Origin of the sequence: Vibrio variabilis (assembly GCF_003263785.1) — a bacterium.
GTDB classification, from domain to species: Bacteria; Pseudomonadota; Gammaproteobacteria; order Enterobacterales; family Vibrionaceae; genus Vibrio; species Vibrio variabilis.
This window is the reverse complement of the sequence record NZ_JYJK01000125.1, coordinates 57,972-74,490: the sequence shown is the minus strand read 5'-3', so window position 1 is coordinate 74,490 and position 16,519 is coordinate 57,972. Positions and strand designations below refer to the sequence as shown.

General features: G+C 48.1%; 9 protein-coding genes and 4 pseudogenes. 8 read left to right on the top strand and 5 right to left on the bottom strand.

Annotated elements, in window-relative coordinates; all coding sequences use genetic code 11:
- Positions 1-912: pseudogene (locus TZ48_RS20710) on the top strand (molecular chaperone DnaJ); the annotation flags it as partial.
- 108 nt (positions 913-1,020) lie between these two features.
- On the opposite strand, the gene TZ48_RS20705 reads toward TZ48_RS20710, so the two are convergent.
- Entirely contained in the window at positions 1,021-1,437 is a 417-nt protein-coding gene (locus TZ48_RS20705) for a type IV pilin protein (protein WP_112480497.1), read from the bottom strand.
- Positions 1,438-1,551: 114 nt separating this feature from the next.
- Between TZ48_RS20705 and TZ48_RS20700 the strand changes: the two genes are divergently transcribed.
- The 4 genes and pseudogenes from TZ48_RS20700 to TZ48_RS20685 all read left to right on the top strand — a co-directional run bounded on the left by TZ48_RS20700 (position 1,552) and on the right by TZ48_RS20685 (position 6,315).
- Positions 1,552-2,574, top strand: a complete 1,023-nt coding sequence (locus tag TZ48_RS20700) for a GspH/FimT family pseudopilin (protein ID WP_112480496.1) — start codon at positions 1,552-1,554, stop codon at positions 2,572-2,574.
- A 112-nt stretch (positions 2,575-2,686) separates the two neighbouring features.
- Positions 2,687-3,871 (top strand): hypothetical protein, encoded by a 1,185-nt coding sequence (locus TZ48_RS20695; RefSeq protein WP_112480495.1) that lies wholly within the window; start codon positions 2,687-2,689, stop codon positions 3,869-3,871.
- Between the two features lie 72 nt (positions 3,872-3,943).
- Positions 3,944-4,353: pseudogene (locus TZ48_RS20690) on the top strand (type IV pilus modification PilV family protein).
- Positions 4,354-4,755: 402 nt separating this feature from the next.
- Positions 4,756-6,315, top strand: a complete 1,560-nt coding sequence (locus TZ48_RS20685; RefSeq protein WP_112480494.1) for an AbgT family transporter — start codon at positions 4,756-4,758, stop codon at positions 6,313-6,315.
- Between the two features lie 87 nt (positions 6,316-6,402).
- Here the strand turns inward: TZ48_RS20685 and fghA are convergent.
- Together fghA and TZ48_RS20675 are read right to left on the bottom strand one after the other, a co-directional pair.
- Positions 6,403-7,246, bottom strand: a pseudogene (gene fghA / locus TZ48_RS20680) (S-formylglutathione hydrolase).
- An 88-nt stretch (positions 7,247-7,334) separates the two neighbouring features.
- A complete protein-coding gene (locus tag TZ48_RS20675) occupies positions 7,335-8,459 on the bottom strand; it encodes an S-(hydroxymethyl)glutathione dehydrogenase/class III alcohol dehydrogenase (protein ID WP_112480493.1) in 1,125 nt (374 codons plus the stop codon).
- Between the two features lie 255 nt (positions 8,460-8,714).
- Here TZ48_RS20675 and TZ48_RS20670 point away from each other — a divergent pair, with 255 nt between their 5' ends.
- Positions 8,715-9,599, top strand: a complete 885-nt coding sequence (locus tag TZ48_RS20670) for a LysR family transcriptional regulator (RefSeq protein ID WP_112461207.1) — start codon at positions 8,715-8,717, stop codon at positions 9,597-9,599.
- Positions 9,592-10,158: a tRNA adenosine(34) deaminase TadA gene (gene tadA, locus TZ48_RS20665; RefSeq protein ID WP_112480492.1), complete on the top strand. Its 567-nt coding sequence runs from the start codon at positions 9,592-9,594 to the stop codon at positions 10,156-10,158. The genes TZ48_RS20670 and tadA overlap by 8 nt, the downstream gene beginning before the upstream one ends.
- A 552-nt stretch (positions 10,159-10,710) precedes the next feature.
- Here tadA and TZ48_RS26520 read toward each other — a convergent pair.
- On the bottom strand, positions 10,711-10,842 hold the full coding sequence (locus TZ48_RS26520; protein WP_420822973.1) for a hypothetical protein: 132 nt from the start codon (positions 10,840-10,842) through the stop codon (positions 10,711-10,713).
- A 32-nt stretch (positions 10,843-10,874) separates the two neighbouring features.
- Positions 10,875-12,284 (bottom strand): membrane-bound lytic murein transglycosylase MltF, encoded by a 1,410-nt coding sequence (gene mltF / locus TZ48_RS20660; RefSeq protein WP_420822972.1) that lies wholly within the window; start codon positions 12,282-12,284, stop codon positions 10,875-10,877.
- A gap of 295 nt (positions 12,285-12,579) precedes the next feature.
- Here mltF and purL point away from each other — a divergent pair.
- Positions 12,580-16,478: pseudogene (gene purL / locus TZ48_RS20655) on the top strand (phosphoribosylformylglycinamidine synthase).
- The last annotated feature ends 41 nt before the right edge of the window (positions 16,479-16,519 follow it).

The following is a 16,519-nucleotide window of genomic DNA, read 5'->3' as shown; positions in this document are numbered from 1 at the left end:
GGCATGGGGGCGGCGGCTTCGGCGGCGGCGGTGCTGATTTCGGTGGACATCTTCGGTGACGTATTCGGTGATATCTTTGGTGGCGGTCGTCGTGGCGGCGGTGGTCATCGTGCACAGCGTGGTGCAGACTTGCGTTACAACATGGAGCTAACGCTAGAAGAAGCGGTTCGCGGTATTTCAAAAGAGATTGAAGTCCCAACGCTGGTTGAGTGTGAGACGTGTGACGGCTCAGGCTCGAAGAAAGGCTCTTCACCACAAACCTGTGGCACCTGTCATGGTCACGGCCAAGTTCAGATGCGTCAAGGCTTCTTTGCGGTTCAGCAAACCTGTCCAACGTGTAGCGGCAGCGGTAAGATCATCAAAGACCCATGTAACAGCTGTCACGGTCAAGGTCGCGTACAAAAAACCAAAACACTTAACGTTAAGATCCCAGCTGGCGTGGATACGGGCGATCGCATTCGTCTATCTGGCGAAGGTGAAGCAGGCGAGCATGGTGCACCAGCGGGTGACTTGTATGTCCAAGTTCATGTTCAAGAACACCACATCTTTGAGCGCGAAGGCAACAATCTGTACTGTGAAGTGCCAGTGAGCTTTGCTCAAGCTGCTCTAGGCGGCGAAGTTGAAGTGCCAACACTCGATGGCCGTGTAAGCCTGAAAGTACCAGAAGAGACCCAAACTGGTCGTATGTTCCGCATGCGCGGTAAGGGCGTGAAAGGCGTTCGTGGCGGCGGCGTTGGCGACCTAATCGTGAAGCTTGTGGTTGAAACACCAGTGAAACTGAGCGCGCGTCAGAAAGAACTTCTGCATGAGTTTGAAGAGTCATGCGGCGGTGAAGCGGCAAACACCCATAAGCCAAAATCAGAAGGTTTCTTCAATGGTGTGAAGAAGTTCTTCGATGATTTGACTAGCTAAGTGCTCTCAAATCTCAATTGAATCGGCCCGCGATAATCAAGGTTATCGCGGGCCGTTTGCTTTTCTAGACGAGTGCGTTTTTAGAAGACGGCATTTAGAGGTTTTGCGTTACCAGCATTCTAATGGAGCAACATCGCCATTGGAGCTCAAACTCATGGTTTTATCCGCTCCTAGGCAGCTATCGTCAGATTGTTTGGTCGTTGTCTGCGCAATAGCTTTAATGGTATAGGCGGCGCCAGCGCTGCTCACGACTGCAAATTGATAGCGGTTGATCTGAGATTCACACACAGTACAGCTGCCACCTGAAATCACGGACGCAAAATTGTATCCGCTACTATAGGTGCGTTCGAGCTCGAGCTGCATCTCAAGCAAATCACCCAACGCGATCATTCGGTGACTTTCTCGCACTTGCTGCGTGTAGTTTGGGTAGGCGATAGAAGTCAGAATGCCGAGTATGGCTAACGTGATCAATAATTCGATCAACGTCAAACCTCTTTGTCTACATCCGCCTTGTTTGCATTTCATTATTTTAAGTCAATCCAAGCGACTATTTTAAAAGACTTTTATAGTGTTCTCTGCTGCTAGGATTAACGCAAGTAGATAGGTTTGTTTGTTACCAGTTTCATAGGATTTTGGGAAATGGTTCGCGGCTTTACGTTTTTGGAATTGATCATCACAGTAGTGATCTCGGGTATTGTCTTGATGGCGATGGCTCCGACGTTTGCTGATGTCTCCAAATCGAAAAAAGTCGAGCGGGCTGCCCTTGAGCTTTACGGCGTAATTATGCAAACACAAGCGGAAGCAATATTACGCAACGAGCCATTGTGGATCCACTTTGAGGGGTTGCCTGAAGGCGCTTCGGATGGCAACTGGACTGCAGTCGTAGCGAATAAAGGCAGTCTCACCGATAGTGATGTAAAGCGGTTGTTTACCGTCTCAGGTGCGCCTTTTGATGGCACGACCATTGAGTTGGATTTTAGTAGTGAACAACTCAAGATTGACCATATCACTGGCGCGGCTCGTGTGAGTGGCAATATCATCATAAAACCTTACCCGCGCAGTGAAAAATTTGCCAAGATCGTCAGTCACGCCGCATCAGGGCGAGTTCGAGTTTGTCAAAGTGGTGGTGAATATGGGTTAGGGGCTGCTAGGATGAAACGGCAAAAAGGCATCACTATCATCGAAATGCTGGTGGCATCCACGGCCGGCATTATGGCTATTTCCCTAGTGGGCTCTTTGTACATATCGGTGCAAAATCACGCATCCGATCGTTCTCAATTGTTACTGCTAAATCAAGCGCTCGCGACAACGGCGCGCCGTATCCAAAATGACATGATCCGAGCGGGTTACAATGGTGAAGAAAGTCAGAGTTGGGTGCCTTCTGGAGCCAGCAGTACCATTTATTTGTCGCAGAGTGGGGCGGTAGCGCAGTATGCGTATTACGACAGAAGAGAGATAGGTAACCCTGGTGAAAAGAAAAAACTAGAGAATGTCGTTTGGGCGTTTGATAAAGAAACAGGGAAACTGTCGATTTGTCGCTCTAGAACAGCGGTTGAGAGTGGCGCTAGGTCAACGCTTTATTCTGCCCAGACGGCTGTACCTCAAACTTTGAACCAAACCTTATTAAAGTCACCAACTTCACTGTCGGAGCGAATACGGTAGGGAGTAATAGTGCCACCCACCAATATATCAATCTAACCATCGATGCGGAACTAAGAGGTAACCCCAGTGTGTTCAGCTCATTGACGCGACAGTTCATGGTGAGGAATGGCCAATGAAAAAGCAGAGCGGTGTTATTGCATTAATGACGACAAGCCTACTTCTTGTCGTTGCGCTTGTGGTGACGATGGGGGCGTATAAGACTTCACTATATGAGATCAAGCGAGCTCAGAATGAGGTGGAATCCCGCAAAAACTACTGGAAAGCGGATGGTTTATTGGAGTGTACGCTTGGGTACCTTCGATCTTCAGGTAAAAGCATTGATGTACTTGAAGATGCGTCAAACCGACCAGAAGAATTCACCGCTGGTTGTATATCCAATCGAGGGAGTGTCTCATTAACAGTTTCGCAAGATACTGACTACGTTCTTACTGCCACATCAAATACAAACACACTCACACGGACAATGGCTAATGGCGTTAATCAACCTAAGGGCGCTATTCAAGTTAGCGGCGATTTAGAGATGGTAGGGACTGTCACGATTACCCCAAGTGTTGGTGCTAAAGTCGCTGGGCAGCCTGAAGATATGTTCGAGTGTACTAGCGTACGTTTTTCTGATTCGTTTACTTTTAGATATGACTCTCAAAAGGGGTTTGGTGGTCGAGAATATGGTTACTCGACCTCCTCAGTTAATGGCGAGAAAAAATGCCACAGTGATTACGTAACAATAATAGGCAAAGATAGCATTGCGGCATCTATAGATGCTTCGAAACCAACGGAATCCCCTGAATTTTCGAAAGACTTCCTACCAGATACCAAAATGGACTTATTTAAAGAGCTTTTTGGGGTAGCAGGAAGCAAACAGAATGTTACGACAATATCAGACGACACAAAAATGTTTGTGAAGAAAGAGGTCAACGGTACTGACTGCAGCTCCCTGATATCGAACCACTTTCCAGATGAGAAAAAGAGGGGGCTATGGCTAGTTGGTAATTGTGAAATATCGGGTTCTGTAAGTGAAAGTGATACACAAGGACAGATGCTAGTTATAGAGAACGGCGCCTTTGCTGTAAACGGTACATTCGTTTTTAACGGTCTCGTTTATCACAAAGTAGATACAACGAATACGTCAGTTGCATCTTCGATCAAGAGCTTCTGGCAAGAAAAGCAAACCACCAATACTGTTTATAAACCTTACATCACAGCTGATACCGTCGGAGTTCAGTTCTACTCTAGTACACCGAATGGGGGTTGGTCATTGATACTAAATACGGAAAGTCAACGCTGGTGGGTGACATGAACCTTAACTTTAATGCTGGGTATCGCCCTACTTTCCTCAAAGGTGCCTATACCTGGAAAAAAGGAGCCTGGCGTGATTTCTAAACAGCGTGGTTTTAGTCTTGTCGAAGTTATGATCGCCATTTGTCTCGTTGGGGTAGGAGCGCTTGGCTTGGTTAAGATGCAGGCCTATATTGAACAGCGCTCTGACTATGCTTACCACAGCATTCAAGCGCTGGGTCTTGCAGAGGCAAAGCTTGAATGGTTTCGAACTCGTGGTGCAGATAGCACAACCTCAGAAATTCCAGTCGCTGATTTTGATACTGACATCGTCGCAGGCTCTGACAATCACCCCCTTACGTTGTTAATTGGCAAGTTCCTACCACTTCCATGGATGGCAATGTCAAAACGGTTCAAGTGGATGTAGATTGGATCGACCGACTTGGCGAGTCTCGTCGTCTGACTTTGACAACCCAGATTTCCCGTTACAGTGAATTTGACTAGCGGTCCTAGCGTCACTTACCCACACAAGATATGTTAATGTTTTTTACAGCGTCGTCTGCGCTGTTAATCTCCTGATTTTTAAAATGATGCAGAAACAGGCTTACCTGACTCTCTCCGTTTCATCTCTTCCCCCTTTAGATTGCGTTCAATTTATACGCTATCTTTATATCATCGGGCATTTTACGTGCTAGTTAGATAATTGTTTTGCATTTGTGCGCTGTAGTGTTGGTTAAATGTTATGTTAATCGGTGTATTTTGCAAAATAAGTCTACAAATATGGAAAAAGTTCCGAATTATCTACTCTTTTCAACTTTTTTAAATAAAATGGTCACGCAGATTTTATGTCACAGTGAAACTTGCCTTGAGATTCACAAATAACAACATCACACACACGGAGTTACCATGAGTAACCAATCGATTAATCAAGCGCCAGCTCCAAAGCCGACTGGAATGGATCGCTTTTTAAACTTTATTGAGAAAGCGGGTAACAAAATCCCAGATCCTGCTATCTTGTTTTTCTGGGCACTCGTTATTGTTTGGGTTGCGTCAGCACTTTTATCAAATGTCAGTTTCGATCTGATTAACCCACGTACCGGCACACCTCTAGAAGTGACTAACCTTCTAACGGGTGAAGCCCTAGCAAGCTTCCTTGCTAATATGGTGACGACGTTCACAGGTTTCGCGCCATTGGGTATCGTACTGGTTGCGATGCTAGGTGTAGGCGTGGCTGACTCTTCAGGCTTCATCACAACTGGCCTTAAGAAGATGCTGAACTTCACGCCTGCGAAACTGCTAACGCCTATGCTGATTCTTGTTGCGATCGTATCGCACACGGCGGCGGATGCAGGTTACGTTCTGGTTATTCCACTGGGCGGTATCATCTTCCACGCAGCGGGTCGTCACCCATTAGCGGGTATCGCAGCAGCATTTGCTGGTGTATCTGGTGGTTTCTCTGCAAACTTTATCCCTTCAGGTATCGACCCACTACTAGCAGGTTTCACGCAAACTTCTGCTCAGGTTCTTGACCCTGACTACATCGTAAACCCACTAGCAAACATCTTCTTCACTGGTCTTTCTTCAGTGATCATCGTTGCTATCGGTTGGTACGTAACTGAGAAAATCATCGAACCACGTCTTGCTAATACTCCTGTTGATGAAGATGCTGAAGAAGCACCGGATCTAGGTACGTTCACAGAGACAGAATCTAAAGCGTTCCGCGCGGCAGGTTGGTCAATGATGGCGGGTATCGCACTCCTTGTTGCTGCGATCATTCCAGAGACCTCAGCGCTTCGTTCTCCAGAGGGTGAAATTACCGCGTTCTCTGCACCGCTAATGAAGTCTATCGTTCCATTGATCTTTATCTTGTTCATCATCCCAGGCTACGTATACGGCCGTGTTGCGGGTACGTTCAAGACGAGCAACGATGTCATTAAAGCGATGTCAGACACAATGGCAACGATGGGCGCATACATTGTTATGTCGTTCTTCTGTGCACAGTTCCTAGCAGCATTTGGTCAATCTAACATCGGTACTATGCTGGCGCTTTACGGTGCTGAAGGACTTAAAGCGCTTAACCTTCCAGGTCAGGCGACGATCGTTGGTATGATTCTACTAACTGCGTCTGTAAACCTACTGGTTGGTTCAGCTTCTGCGAAGTGGGCACTGATTGGTCCAATCCTAGTTCCAATGCTAATGGCGGTTGGTATCTCTCCTGAGCTATCTCAAGCGGCTTACCGTGTTGGTGACTCTGTATCGAACATCATCTCTCCACTGATGGTATTCTTCCCACTGGTTGTGGTTTACTGCCAACGCTACGTGAAGTCTACTGGTATCGGTACACTAGCATCGCTAATGATGCCATTCTCAATCGCTATGCTGATTGGTTGGACCATCTTCTTGCTCGCTTACTGGGCTCTAGGTATTCCTCTAGGTATCCAAGCGCCATACACTTACACGATGTAATCTAAAGTCATGTAAGCTAACGTAAGATATAAAAAAGCCCGCCAGGTAGATTGCCTAGGCGGGCTTTTTGTTTTCAGCTTCGGGGTGCTAGTCTTTTAAGAATCCAGCGTGAAAGCGTAAATGGTCATCGATAAAGCTTTGGATAAAGAAGTAACTATGATCGTAACCAGGCTGCATACGTAGCTTGACATCACTGCCTGAGCTTTCGGCTGCGGCAAGCAGTAACTCAGGTTTGAGTTGCTCTTGCAAGAAGCCGTCATCTTCACCTTGATCGACCAGGATAGGCAGTGTGGCTTGTGCCGCTTGCAGTAGTTCAACACTGTCGTATTGTTTCCAATCCTCGGTGTTGTTGCCTAGATAATGGCTCAGCGCTTTCTGTCCCCAAGGGCAGTTCATTGGATTGCTGATTGGCTAAACGCCGAGATTGAGCGGTAGCGTTCACTGTTCTTTAAACCAATGGTCAGTGCGCCGTGCCCACCCATGCTATGTCCAGAGATAGAACGAACGTCGGAGACCGGAAAATGCTCTTCGATCAGCATAGGCAGTTCTTCGACGATGTAGCTGTACATCTGGTAATGCTGATTCCAAGGCGCTTGAGTGGCATTAACATAGAAGCCAGCACCAAGTCCAAAATCGTAAGCACCTTCTGGATCGTCAGGCACCCCTTCTCCACGAGGCTGGTATCCGGTGCGACGATGGCGATGCCAAGCTTAGCTGCAGCGCGAAATGCTCCCGCTTTCTGCATAAAGTTTTCATCGGTGCAGGTTAAACCCGACAGCCAATAAAGCACGGGGACTGGATTATCGGCACTTGCCTCTGGTGGCAAATAAATCGCAAACCGCATTGAGCAGTTGAGTACATTAGAGCTATGTTGGTATTGCTTGTGCCAACCACCAAATACTTTCGCTTGGCTCAAATTTTCGATTGTCATTCTATATACCTAAAATACACTTCAAGGACCAAGGACCAAGGACCAAGGACCAAGGACCAAGGACCAAGGACCAAGGACCAAGGACCAATTAATAGTGAATCACCGAACGAATGCTCTCACCCTTATGCATTAGCTCAAACGCTTCGTTAATCTCATCGAGAGGCATAGTGTGAGTAATGAACTCTTGCAGCCCAAATTCGCCTGCCATATAGCGCTCAACGATCTCTGGAAGCTCACTACGACCTTTAACACCACCAAATGCACTACCACGCCATACGCGACCAGTAACCAGTTGGAATGGGCGAGTCGAGATCTCTTGACCTGCACCGGCAACACCAATGATAACCGACTCACCCCAACCTTTGTGGCAGCACTCAAGTGCTTGACGCATCACGTTGACGTTACCGATACACTCGAATGAGTAATCAACACCGCCGTCAGTCATCTCGATGATCACTTCTTGAATTGGCTTATCAAACTTCTGTGGGTTGATCACGTCTGTCGCGCCAAGTTGCTGAGCAAGCTCGAATTTGCTTTCGTTGATGTCTATACCAATGATTTTGCTTGCGCCAGCCATGCGAGCACCAATGATGGCAGACAAACCGATACCACCAAGACCGAAGATAGCAACGGTATCGCCTTTCTCAACTTTAGCCGTGTTCAGCACTGCGCCCATGCCCGTTGTTACACCACAGCCTAGTAGACACACTTCTTCAAGCGGAGCTTCTTTGTTCACTTTAGCCAGCGAAATCTCAGGCAGTACGGTGTACTCAGAGAAGGTAGAGCAGCCCATGTAGTGGTAAATTGGCTCACCATCTTTGTAGAAGCGAGTCGTACCATCGGGCATCAAACCTTTACCTTGGGTTTCACGAACCGCTTGGCACAGGTTAGTCTTACCCGACTTACAGAATTTACATTCGCCACATTCCGCTGTGTATAGCGGGATAACGTGGTCACCAACTTCAACACTGGTGACGCCTTCACCAACCATTTCAACGATACCGCCACCTTCGTGACCAAGAATACTTGGGAAGATACCCTCTGGATCGTCGCCAGATAAAGTGAATGCGTCGGTATGGCAGACGCCCGTCGCAACGATTTTCACCAACACTTCACCTGCCTTTGGCAGCATGACATCGACTTCTTCCATTTTTAGTGGTTGGTTTGGACCCCAAGCGACAGCAGCACGTGATTTAATAAATTGTTCAGTCATGGTTTTTCCTTTTTCTCTCGAGGTCATGGTCTCAAGGTCATGATTTCAAGGTCATTGGCTCAAGGTTCATGATCCAAGGTTAATTGGTTCAAGGTCACGAATCTATACAGTAGAAAACAAACGGCTAACTCACTAAGGTTAGTTCACTTCATCCCGTTTGCCTCGGATGACAAGCAGTATATTTATTTCTTAAAAAATGATAATTATGTAATTTTGAAATACACTATTACTATTTTGTAATAGTTGGATCTGTTTATGGCAAACTGGGAAGGCATTAATGAGTTTGTCGCTGTCGTCGAGACGCAGAGTTTTACTGCGGCAGCGGAGCGGCTGTCGACCTCGGTCGCAAACATCAGCCGCAGAGTGAATGCATTAGAAGACAAGCTTGCAGTGAAGCTGTTTGTGCGTACCACCAGAAAGGTGTCAGTCACAGAAGTAGGGGCGACGTACTATCAGCATTGTAAACCCTTAGTTGAAGGCTTAATGTTGGCTGAGCTTGCCATTACGCAACTGCAAGCGAGCCCCACTGGAAGAATTAAGATGACTGCACCAGTGACGTTTGGGGAGCAAGTCCTTGCACCGCTAATGCATGAGTTCTTACTGCAATACCCGCAAATAGAGCTGGATTTGGTGCTGTCGAATCAGAAGATGGATCTGGTGCAAGAAGGGTACGATCTTGCTGTGCGCTTGGGTAAGCTTGATGATTCGAGCATGATGGCTCGTAAGCTGCTCGACCGACATATGTTTGTTTGCGCCAGTCCGAGTTACCTGGCGAAACATGGTGAGCCGCATACTTTATCTGAGCTTAAAAGGCATCAGTGCCTTCGTGGCTCAACCAAATACTGGCGCTTTGAAGATAAGGGAACAGAGCGACTGATACATGTCGATGGCAGAGTGCAATGCAATAGTGGCTATGCGCTAGTGGATGCTGCATTAAAAGGATTGGGAATTGTTCAGCTTCCCGACTATTATGTGCAGCCTTATCTAGAGGCCGGTGAACTTGTTGAAGTGCTGACGCCCTATCGTGGTGACCAAGAGGGCATCTGGGCGCTGTACCCACAAAATCGCATGCTAACCTCTAAAATAAGAACCTTGATTGATTATTTATCTGAAGCATTAAACCGAGAGCCTCATGACTGACAAGCTAACACCGCCCGCGATTTCGACACCCACTGAGTTTAGTGAGCAAGACCATGCTTTCATGCGCCGAGCGATGGAGCTAGCCTCGCTCGCCGAAGCAGAAGGTGAGGTTCCGGTTGGTGCGTTACTAGTTAAAGACGGTGAGGTCGTCGCTGAGGGTTGGAACCAATCTATCGGCGCACACGATGCCAGTGCTCACGCAGAAATGCAGGTTATCCGCAAAGCAGGCAAGGTGTTGGAAAACTATCGACTGCTTGATACCACGCTATATGTCACCCTAGAGCCTTGCCCAATGTGTGCTGGTGCGCTTTTGCATAGCCGCGTGAAACGGGTTGTCTTTGGTGCCCCCGATTTAAAGGCGGGCGCTGCAGGTACGGTATTAAACTTATTTGAAAGCCAAGCGTCTTATCACTACGCGGATGTTGAGTCTGGGTTACTTGAGCAAGAATGCCGTCATCAGTTGCAAGCCTTTTTTAAACGTCGTCGAAAAGAGATCAAAGCGGCTAAGCAAGAGAAACAAAGGCAAGAGCAGCAGTTAGAGCAGAAAATGGATAAATAATGGAAGGGCTGTGCGGGGATATTTAGCAAACATCTGCTTGGCAGATGCTTGCTGTCTTTGCTTTGCAGCGCCTTTTTTACGAAGAGAGTAGCTGCATAAACGAACGATGACGCCAAATAACTTTCTTCTTATTGTTTGCCATCATACGTCTGCGGCGGTTTGCGGCCACCGTCTTATTAAGGTGTTTAGCTGGGTTCTTTTCTTCGCCAGCATAAAACAACCTCCTTTTACTACGGGTAAACCTCTCCGATCTAAATCCCTACGCACTGGGCGTATTCGATGTCCTTATTAGTGGAGCGTTGTCGGAGTCCCAAACACACGGCGTCCACTCAATAGTTTGAGTAGTCAAAACGTGTGAACAGTGTTGGTTGGTACGGATGTACCTGCCAGTTGAGAGCGGATAATGCATCAGAACAATGGATTAAAACGAGCGATCAGTACGATGTTCTCGCTACTCTCAACCAGTAATGTAAGGCCTTGCTGGTCGGATTTCAAGTGTGCGAAAGCAGTTTGTTTCGCACACATAGACTTGGGTATAGAAACCCTCAATAGTTAACGACCCGTATTACCACCTACAGCGGGTTTTACTGAGGTCTGAGCACCACTTATCGTGGACTCTGCCGCAGAGACTGCGCCCGATACAGGAGGCAGCGGCGGTATCACAATCAGCCCGTCAGTTGTCAATTCTTGCTCTGCTTGTTCCGCAAGCTGCTTGTCTACATGGCCAATGATGCTTTGATAGTAACGTCGAATGTTTTCAACGTAGTTACGTGCTTCATCGCCACGTGCATAGCCATAGCGTGTTTGACTGTAGAACTTCTTCTGACGCAGCAGCGGTAGCGATCTTTCACATCCGCCCAAGCATCAGGGTCGCCACCTTGACGTTTAGTCAGGCGTCTTGCATCCATCATATGACCAAAGCCCACGTTGTAAGACGCCAGGGCAAACCAGATCTTTTCGTGCTCTGTGATGGAGTCAGGCACGCGATCAACGATACGTCTTAAGTATTCAACACCGCCACGAACGGACTGCTCTGGATCAAGACGGTTGGTGACATTAACGCTTTTTGCGGTCGGTAGCGTCAGCATCATCATACCGCGTACCCCAGTTGGTGACTTGGCAACTGGGTTCCAATGCGACTCTTGGTAGGCCAATGCGGCAATCAAGCGCCAGTCGAACTCTTTCGAGTACTTCTTAAATAGCGGTGACCACTTAGGTAGTTTGTTGTCGAGCGCGCGAATAAAGGCGCGCGTATCGACGTAATCAAAGACACCAATATGGCCGATGTACTTCTCTTCTAAATTGGCCAGCTCACCGGTTTGCTTGAGCTGTCCGAAAAACTCGATGAGTAGGGCATATAGGCTTTCATCTTCTGATTGGCGCATATACCAAGAAATTGGTTGGTCTTCGGTCATCTCGAAAGCGAGCGCCAAATCTGGATAGATACGTTGTGAAAGCGATAGCTCTACCGAATCTGCCATCGTAAAGCGCAGTTTACCTTCTGACACTTGTTTAAGCAGGTCATTGACATCCGCATTGGCGTCGATGTAGTAGCGAATATCAGGGTGTTTGCTGGCTACTGAGGCTAAGGTTTTTTCGAAATGTGAGTCTTTGACGATGGCAAACACCTCTTCGCCATCAGCTTCATCAATCAGCTCTTGTTGAGTATTTAGTAGTTGCTCTAAGTTACGTGGACGCCACTGACCTTTTTTGTAGACCACTTGTTGACTGACATAGTAGTAGGCAGGGCCAGCTCGAAATGTCTGAATTCGTTCAGGTGACTGACTCAGGCCTGCGGCAATAATATCAATCTCGCCTTTTTGCAACGCTGGAAATAGGCTCGCTTGGCGAAACGCCGGTTTCATCTCAAGCTTCACACCCAGAGCATCGGCAAACTGTCTAGCAAGCTCGTAATCCAGTCCGGTTGGACCGTCGGGACCTATGTAGTAGGAGAGCTGGTTATTGAGAGTACCGACACGAAGCACACCGCGCTCCTTGATGCTTTCTAATTCACTCTTTGGATCAGAATCGATTTGACAGCCAGCCAAACCAAGGGTGAGCAGACAGGCAGAAAGCAGTTTTAACCAGCGGCGGTTAGGCCAACGAACAACAGAAGGACTTTGCATTAATTCATAGATCTCACAACGTTAGTGCTGCCTTTATACCAAAGCTGTGCGTGTTGGCAAAGCGAGATAGCAGAAACACCCGAGAGTGGTCACTTTATCGCCGATCTCTAACGGATTTCGGCAAAACAAAAAAAAATGACGAAAACGTTTGCGCCAACGCTTACGTCACAAAAAAAATCCTCTATAATACCGCCGCATCAAGGTAGGAGAAATCGTTATAAGTTCAGTTTTTACTATTAACTGATTGAATTTATAAGAATTTCACCTAAATCAACTGCATAAGAGACCTAAGCACATGAGAATTTTGCGTGGTTCCCCAGCTCTTTCTGAGTTTCGTGTTAACAAGCTACTAGAGCTTTGTCGTGAACTAAACCTACCAGTAACAGGTATTTACGCTGAGTTTGCCCACTTTGCCGACCTAACGGCAGACCTGGATGCGTCTGAAGTTGAAAAATTAGAGAAGTTGCTGACTTACGGTCCAACTATCGAAGAGCACGAGCCGACTGGCACACTGCTACTAGTGACACCTCGCCCTGGCACTATCTCGCCATGGTCTTCTAAATCTACGGATATCGCGAATAACTGTGGTCTAGACAAAGTGACTCGTCTAGAGCGCGGTACTGCCTACTACGTAGAGACATCAAGCGAACTGACTGAGCTTCAACTTGTTGAGCTTAAAGCAGTAATCCACGACCGTATGATGGAAGTGGTTTTCTCTGATTTCGAATCAGCGGCAGCGCTGTTCCAAGTGGCAGAGCCAGCACCGGTTGCAGATGTTGATCTACTAACTGGCGGTCGCAAAGCACTAGAAGAAGCGAACGTGACGCTTGGTCTTGCACTTGCAGAAGATGAAATTGATTACCTAGTTGAAAGCTTTGTGACTAAGCTAGAGCGCAACCCAACAGACATCGAGCTGATGATGTTTGCACAGGCGAACTCTGAGCACTGTCGTCACAAGATCTTCAACGCAGATTGGACTATCGACGGCGTGAAGCAAGACAAGTCGCTGTTCAAGATGATCAAAAATACATTCGAAACGACTCCAGACCACGTTTTGTCTGCATACAAAGATAATGCAGCGGTTATGGAAGGCTCTGAAGTGGGTCGTTTCTTCCCAGATCCAAAAACACGTCAATACGGCTACAACCACGAGAAAGCGCACATCCTAATGAAGGTGGAAACACACAACCACCCAACCGCGATTTCTCCATGGCCAGGTGCATCGACAGGTAGTGGCGGTGAGATCCGTGACGAAGGCGCAACAGGTATTGGTGGTAAGCCAAAAGCAGGTCTAGTTGGCTTCACAACGTCTAACCTTCGCATTCCTGGCTTCGAACAGCTTGGGAAACCGATTTTGGTAAGCCAGGCCGTATCGTTAACGCATTGGATATCATGCTAGAAGGTCCACTAGGTGGCGCCGCGTTTAACAACGAATTTGGTCGTCCAAACCTACTGGGTTACTTCCGTACTTACGAAGAGAAAGTTACGTCTCACGCAGGTGAAGAAGTGCGTGGTTACCACAAGCCAATCATGATTGCTGGTGGTATGGGTAACATCCGTGACGAGCACGTTCAGAAGAAAGAGATCCCAGTAGGTGCAAGCCTAATTGTACTTGGCGGTCCTGCAATGAACATCGGTCTTGGCGGCGGCGCAGCCTCTTCTATGGCATCTGGTCAGTCTGCTGAAGACCTAGATTTTGCGTCAGTGCAGCGTGAAAACCCAGAGATGGAACGTCGCTGTCAAGAAGTAATCGACCGCTGCTGGCAGCTAGGTGAAGACAACCCAATCGCATTTATCCACGATGTGGGCGCGGGCGGTATCTCAAACGCACTTCCTGAGCTTGTAGATGACGGTGAGCGCGGCGGACTCTTCCAGCTACGTGACGTACCAAATGATGAGCCAGGCATGAGCCCACTTGAGATCTGGTGTAACGAATCTCAAGAGCGCTATGTAATGGCTGTTGCACCAGAGAACATGGAAGCATTCGATGCTATCTGTAAGCGTGAGCGCGCACCATACGCAGTAGTAGGTGTGGCAACAGAAGAGCGTGAACTGAAACTTGAAGATTCACACTTCGACAACACGCCAATCGACATGCCGATGGACATTCTTCTTGGCAAAACGCCGAAGATGCACCGTGATGCGAAAACACTGAAAGTAGACAGCCCAGCTATTTCTCGCGAAGGCATTGAAATGAACGATGCGGTTGACCGCGTTCTTCGTCTACCAACAGTTGCAGAGAAAACATTCCTTATCACCATCGGTGACCGTACGGTGACAGGCCTTGTTGCTCGTGACCAGATGGTGGGTCCTTGGCAGGTGCCGGTAGCAAACTGCGCAGTCACAGCAGCAAGCTACGACACTTACCACGGTGAAGCGATGTCTATGGGTGAGCGCACACCAGTTGCTCTTCTAGACTTTGGCGCTTCTGCTCGTCTAGCGGTAGGTGAGTCTCTAACTAACATCGCAGCGACAGACATCGGCGATATCAAGCGCATCAAGCTATCAGCTAACTGGATGTCTCCAGCGGGTCACCCAGGTGAAGACGCAGGTCTTTACGAAGCGGTGAAAGCGGTAGGTGAAGAGCTATGTCCAGCACTGGGTCTAACGATTCCAGTAGGTAAAGACTCAATGTCAATGAAGACTAAGTGGAACGAGAACGGTGAAGACAAAGAAGTCACGTCGCCACTTTCACTGGTTATCACTGCATTTGGTCGTGTAGAAGATGTTCGTAAGACGGTCACGCCGCAGCTTCGCACTGACAAAGGTGAGTCGTCACTGGTTCTTGTTGATCTAGGTAACGGTAAGAACCGTCTAGGTGCAACAGCATTGGCACAGGTTTACAAGCAGCTTGGTGATAAGCCAGCAGACGTAGACAACGCAGAGCAGCTAAAAGGCTTCTTCGATGCGATGCAAACCCTTGTTCGTGATGACAAGCTAGTGGCTTACCACGACAAAGGTGATGGTGGTCTATTCGTAACGCTTGCTGAGATGGCATTTGCTGGTCACTGTGGTGTGAAAGCTGATATTGCAGGCCTTGGTGAAGATGCGCTAGCAGCGCTATTCAACGAAGAGCTAGGTGCGGTTGTTCAGGTTACGAATGACGACCTAGAAGCAGTGAAGGCGGTTCTAGCGGCTAACGGCCTAGAGGCATGTTCTCACGTAATCGGCAGCGTTGAAGCGTCTGACGACTTCGTGATCACTTCTGGTGATGCGGTTGTTATCGAGCGCTCTCGTACTGAGCTACGTACTATCTGGGCTGAAACTACGCACAAGATGCAGTCTCTACGTGACAACTCTGCGTGTGCAGACCAAGAGCACGAGGCGAAGAAAGACAACTCTGACCCAGGTCTAAACGTGAAACTGAGCTTCGACGTTAAAGAAGACGTTGCAGCGCCATACATCGCAACTGGCGCGAAACCTAAGATGGCAATTCTTCGTGAGCAGGGTGTGAACTCTCACGTTGAAATGGCAGCAGCGTTTGACCGTGCTGGTTTTGAAGCAACAGATATCCACATGAGCGACATCCTAACGGGTCAAGCTGTTCTAGAAGAGTACCAAGGTCTTGTGGCTTGTGGTGGCTTCTCTTACGGTGACGTTCTAGGTGCGGGTGAAGGTTGGGCGAAGTCTATTTTGTTCAACGACCAAGCGCGTGACCAGTTCCAGAGCTTCTTCCACCGCGAAGACACCTTCTCTCTAGGTGTGTGTAACGGCTGTCAGATGTTATCGAACCTAAAAGAGCTGATCCCAGGTGCAGACCTATGGCCACGCTTCGTTCGTAACGAATCTGAGCGCTTTGAAGCTCGCTTTAGCCTAGTAGAAGTGCAGAAGTCTGACTCTATCTTCTTCGATGGCATGGAAGGTTCACGTATGCCAATCGCAGTTTCTCACGGTGAAGGCCGCGTAGAAGTTCGCGACACTGACCACCTAAACGCGATTGAAGCATCAGGTACGGTAGCGGTGCGTTACGTTGATAACAACGGTAACCCAACACAGCAATATCCAAACAACCCGAACGGTTCACCAAACGCAATCACAGGTCTAACGACTCGTGACGGTCGTGTGACCATCATGATGCCTCACCCAGAGCGTGTATTCCGTACGGTTGCAAACTCTTGGGCGCCAGAGTCTTGGGGTGAAGACAGTGCTTGGATGCGCATGTTCCGCAACGCTCGTGTGAACGTAGGTAAGTAATCAAACCGAGGCAACTGCCTCACAGGTTACAACCAAGTAGC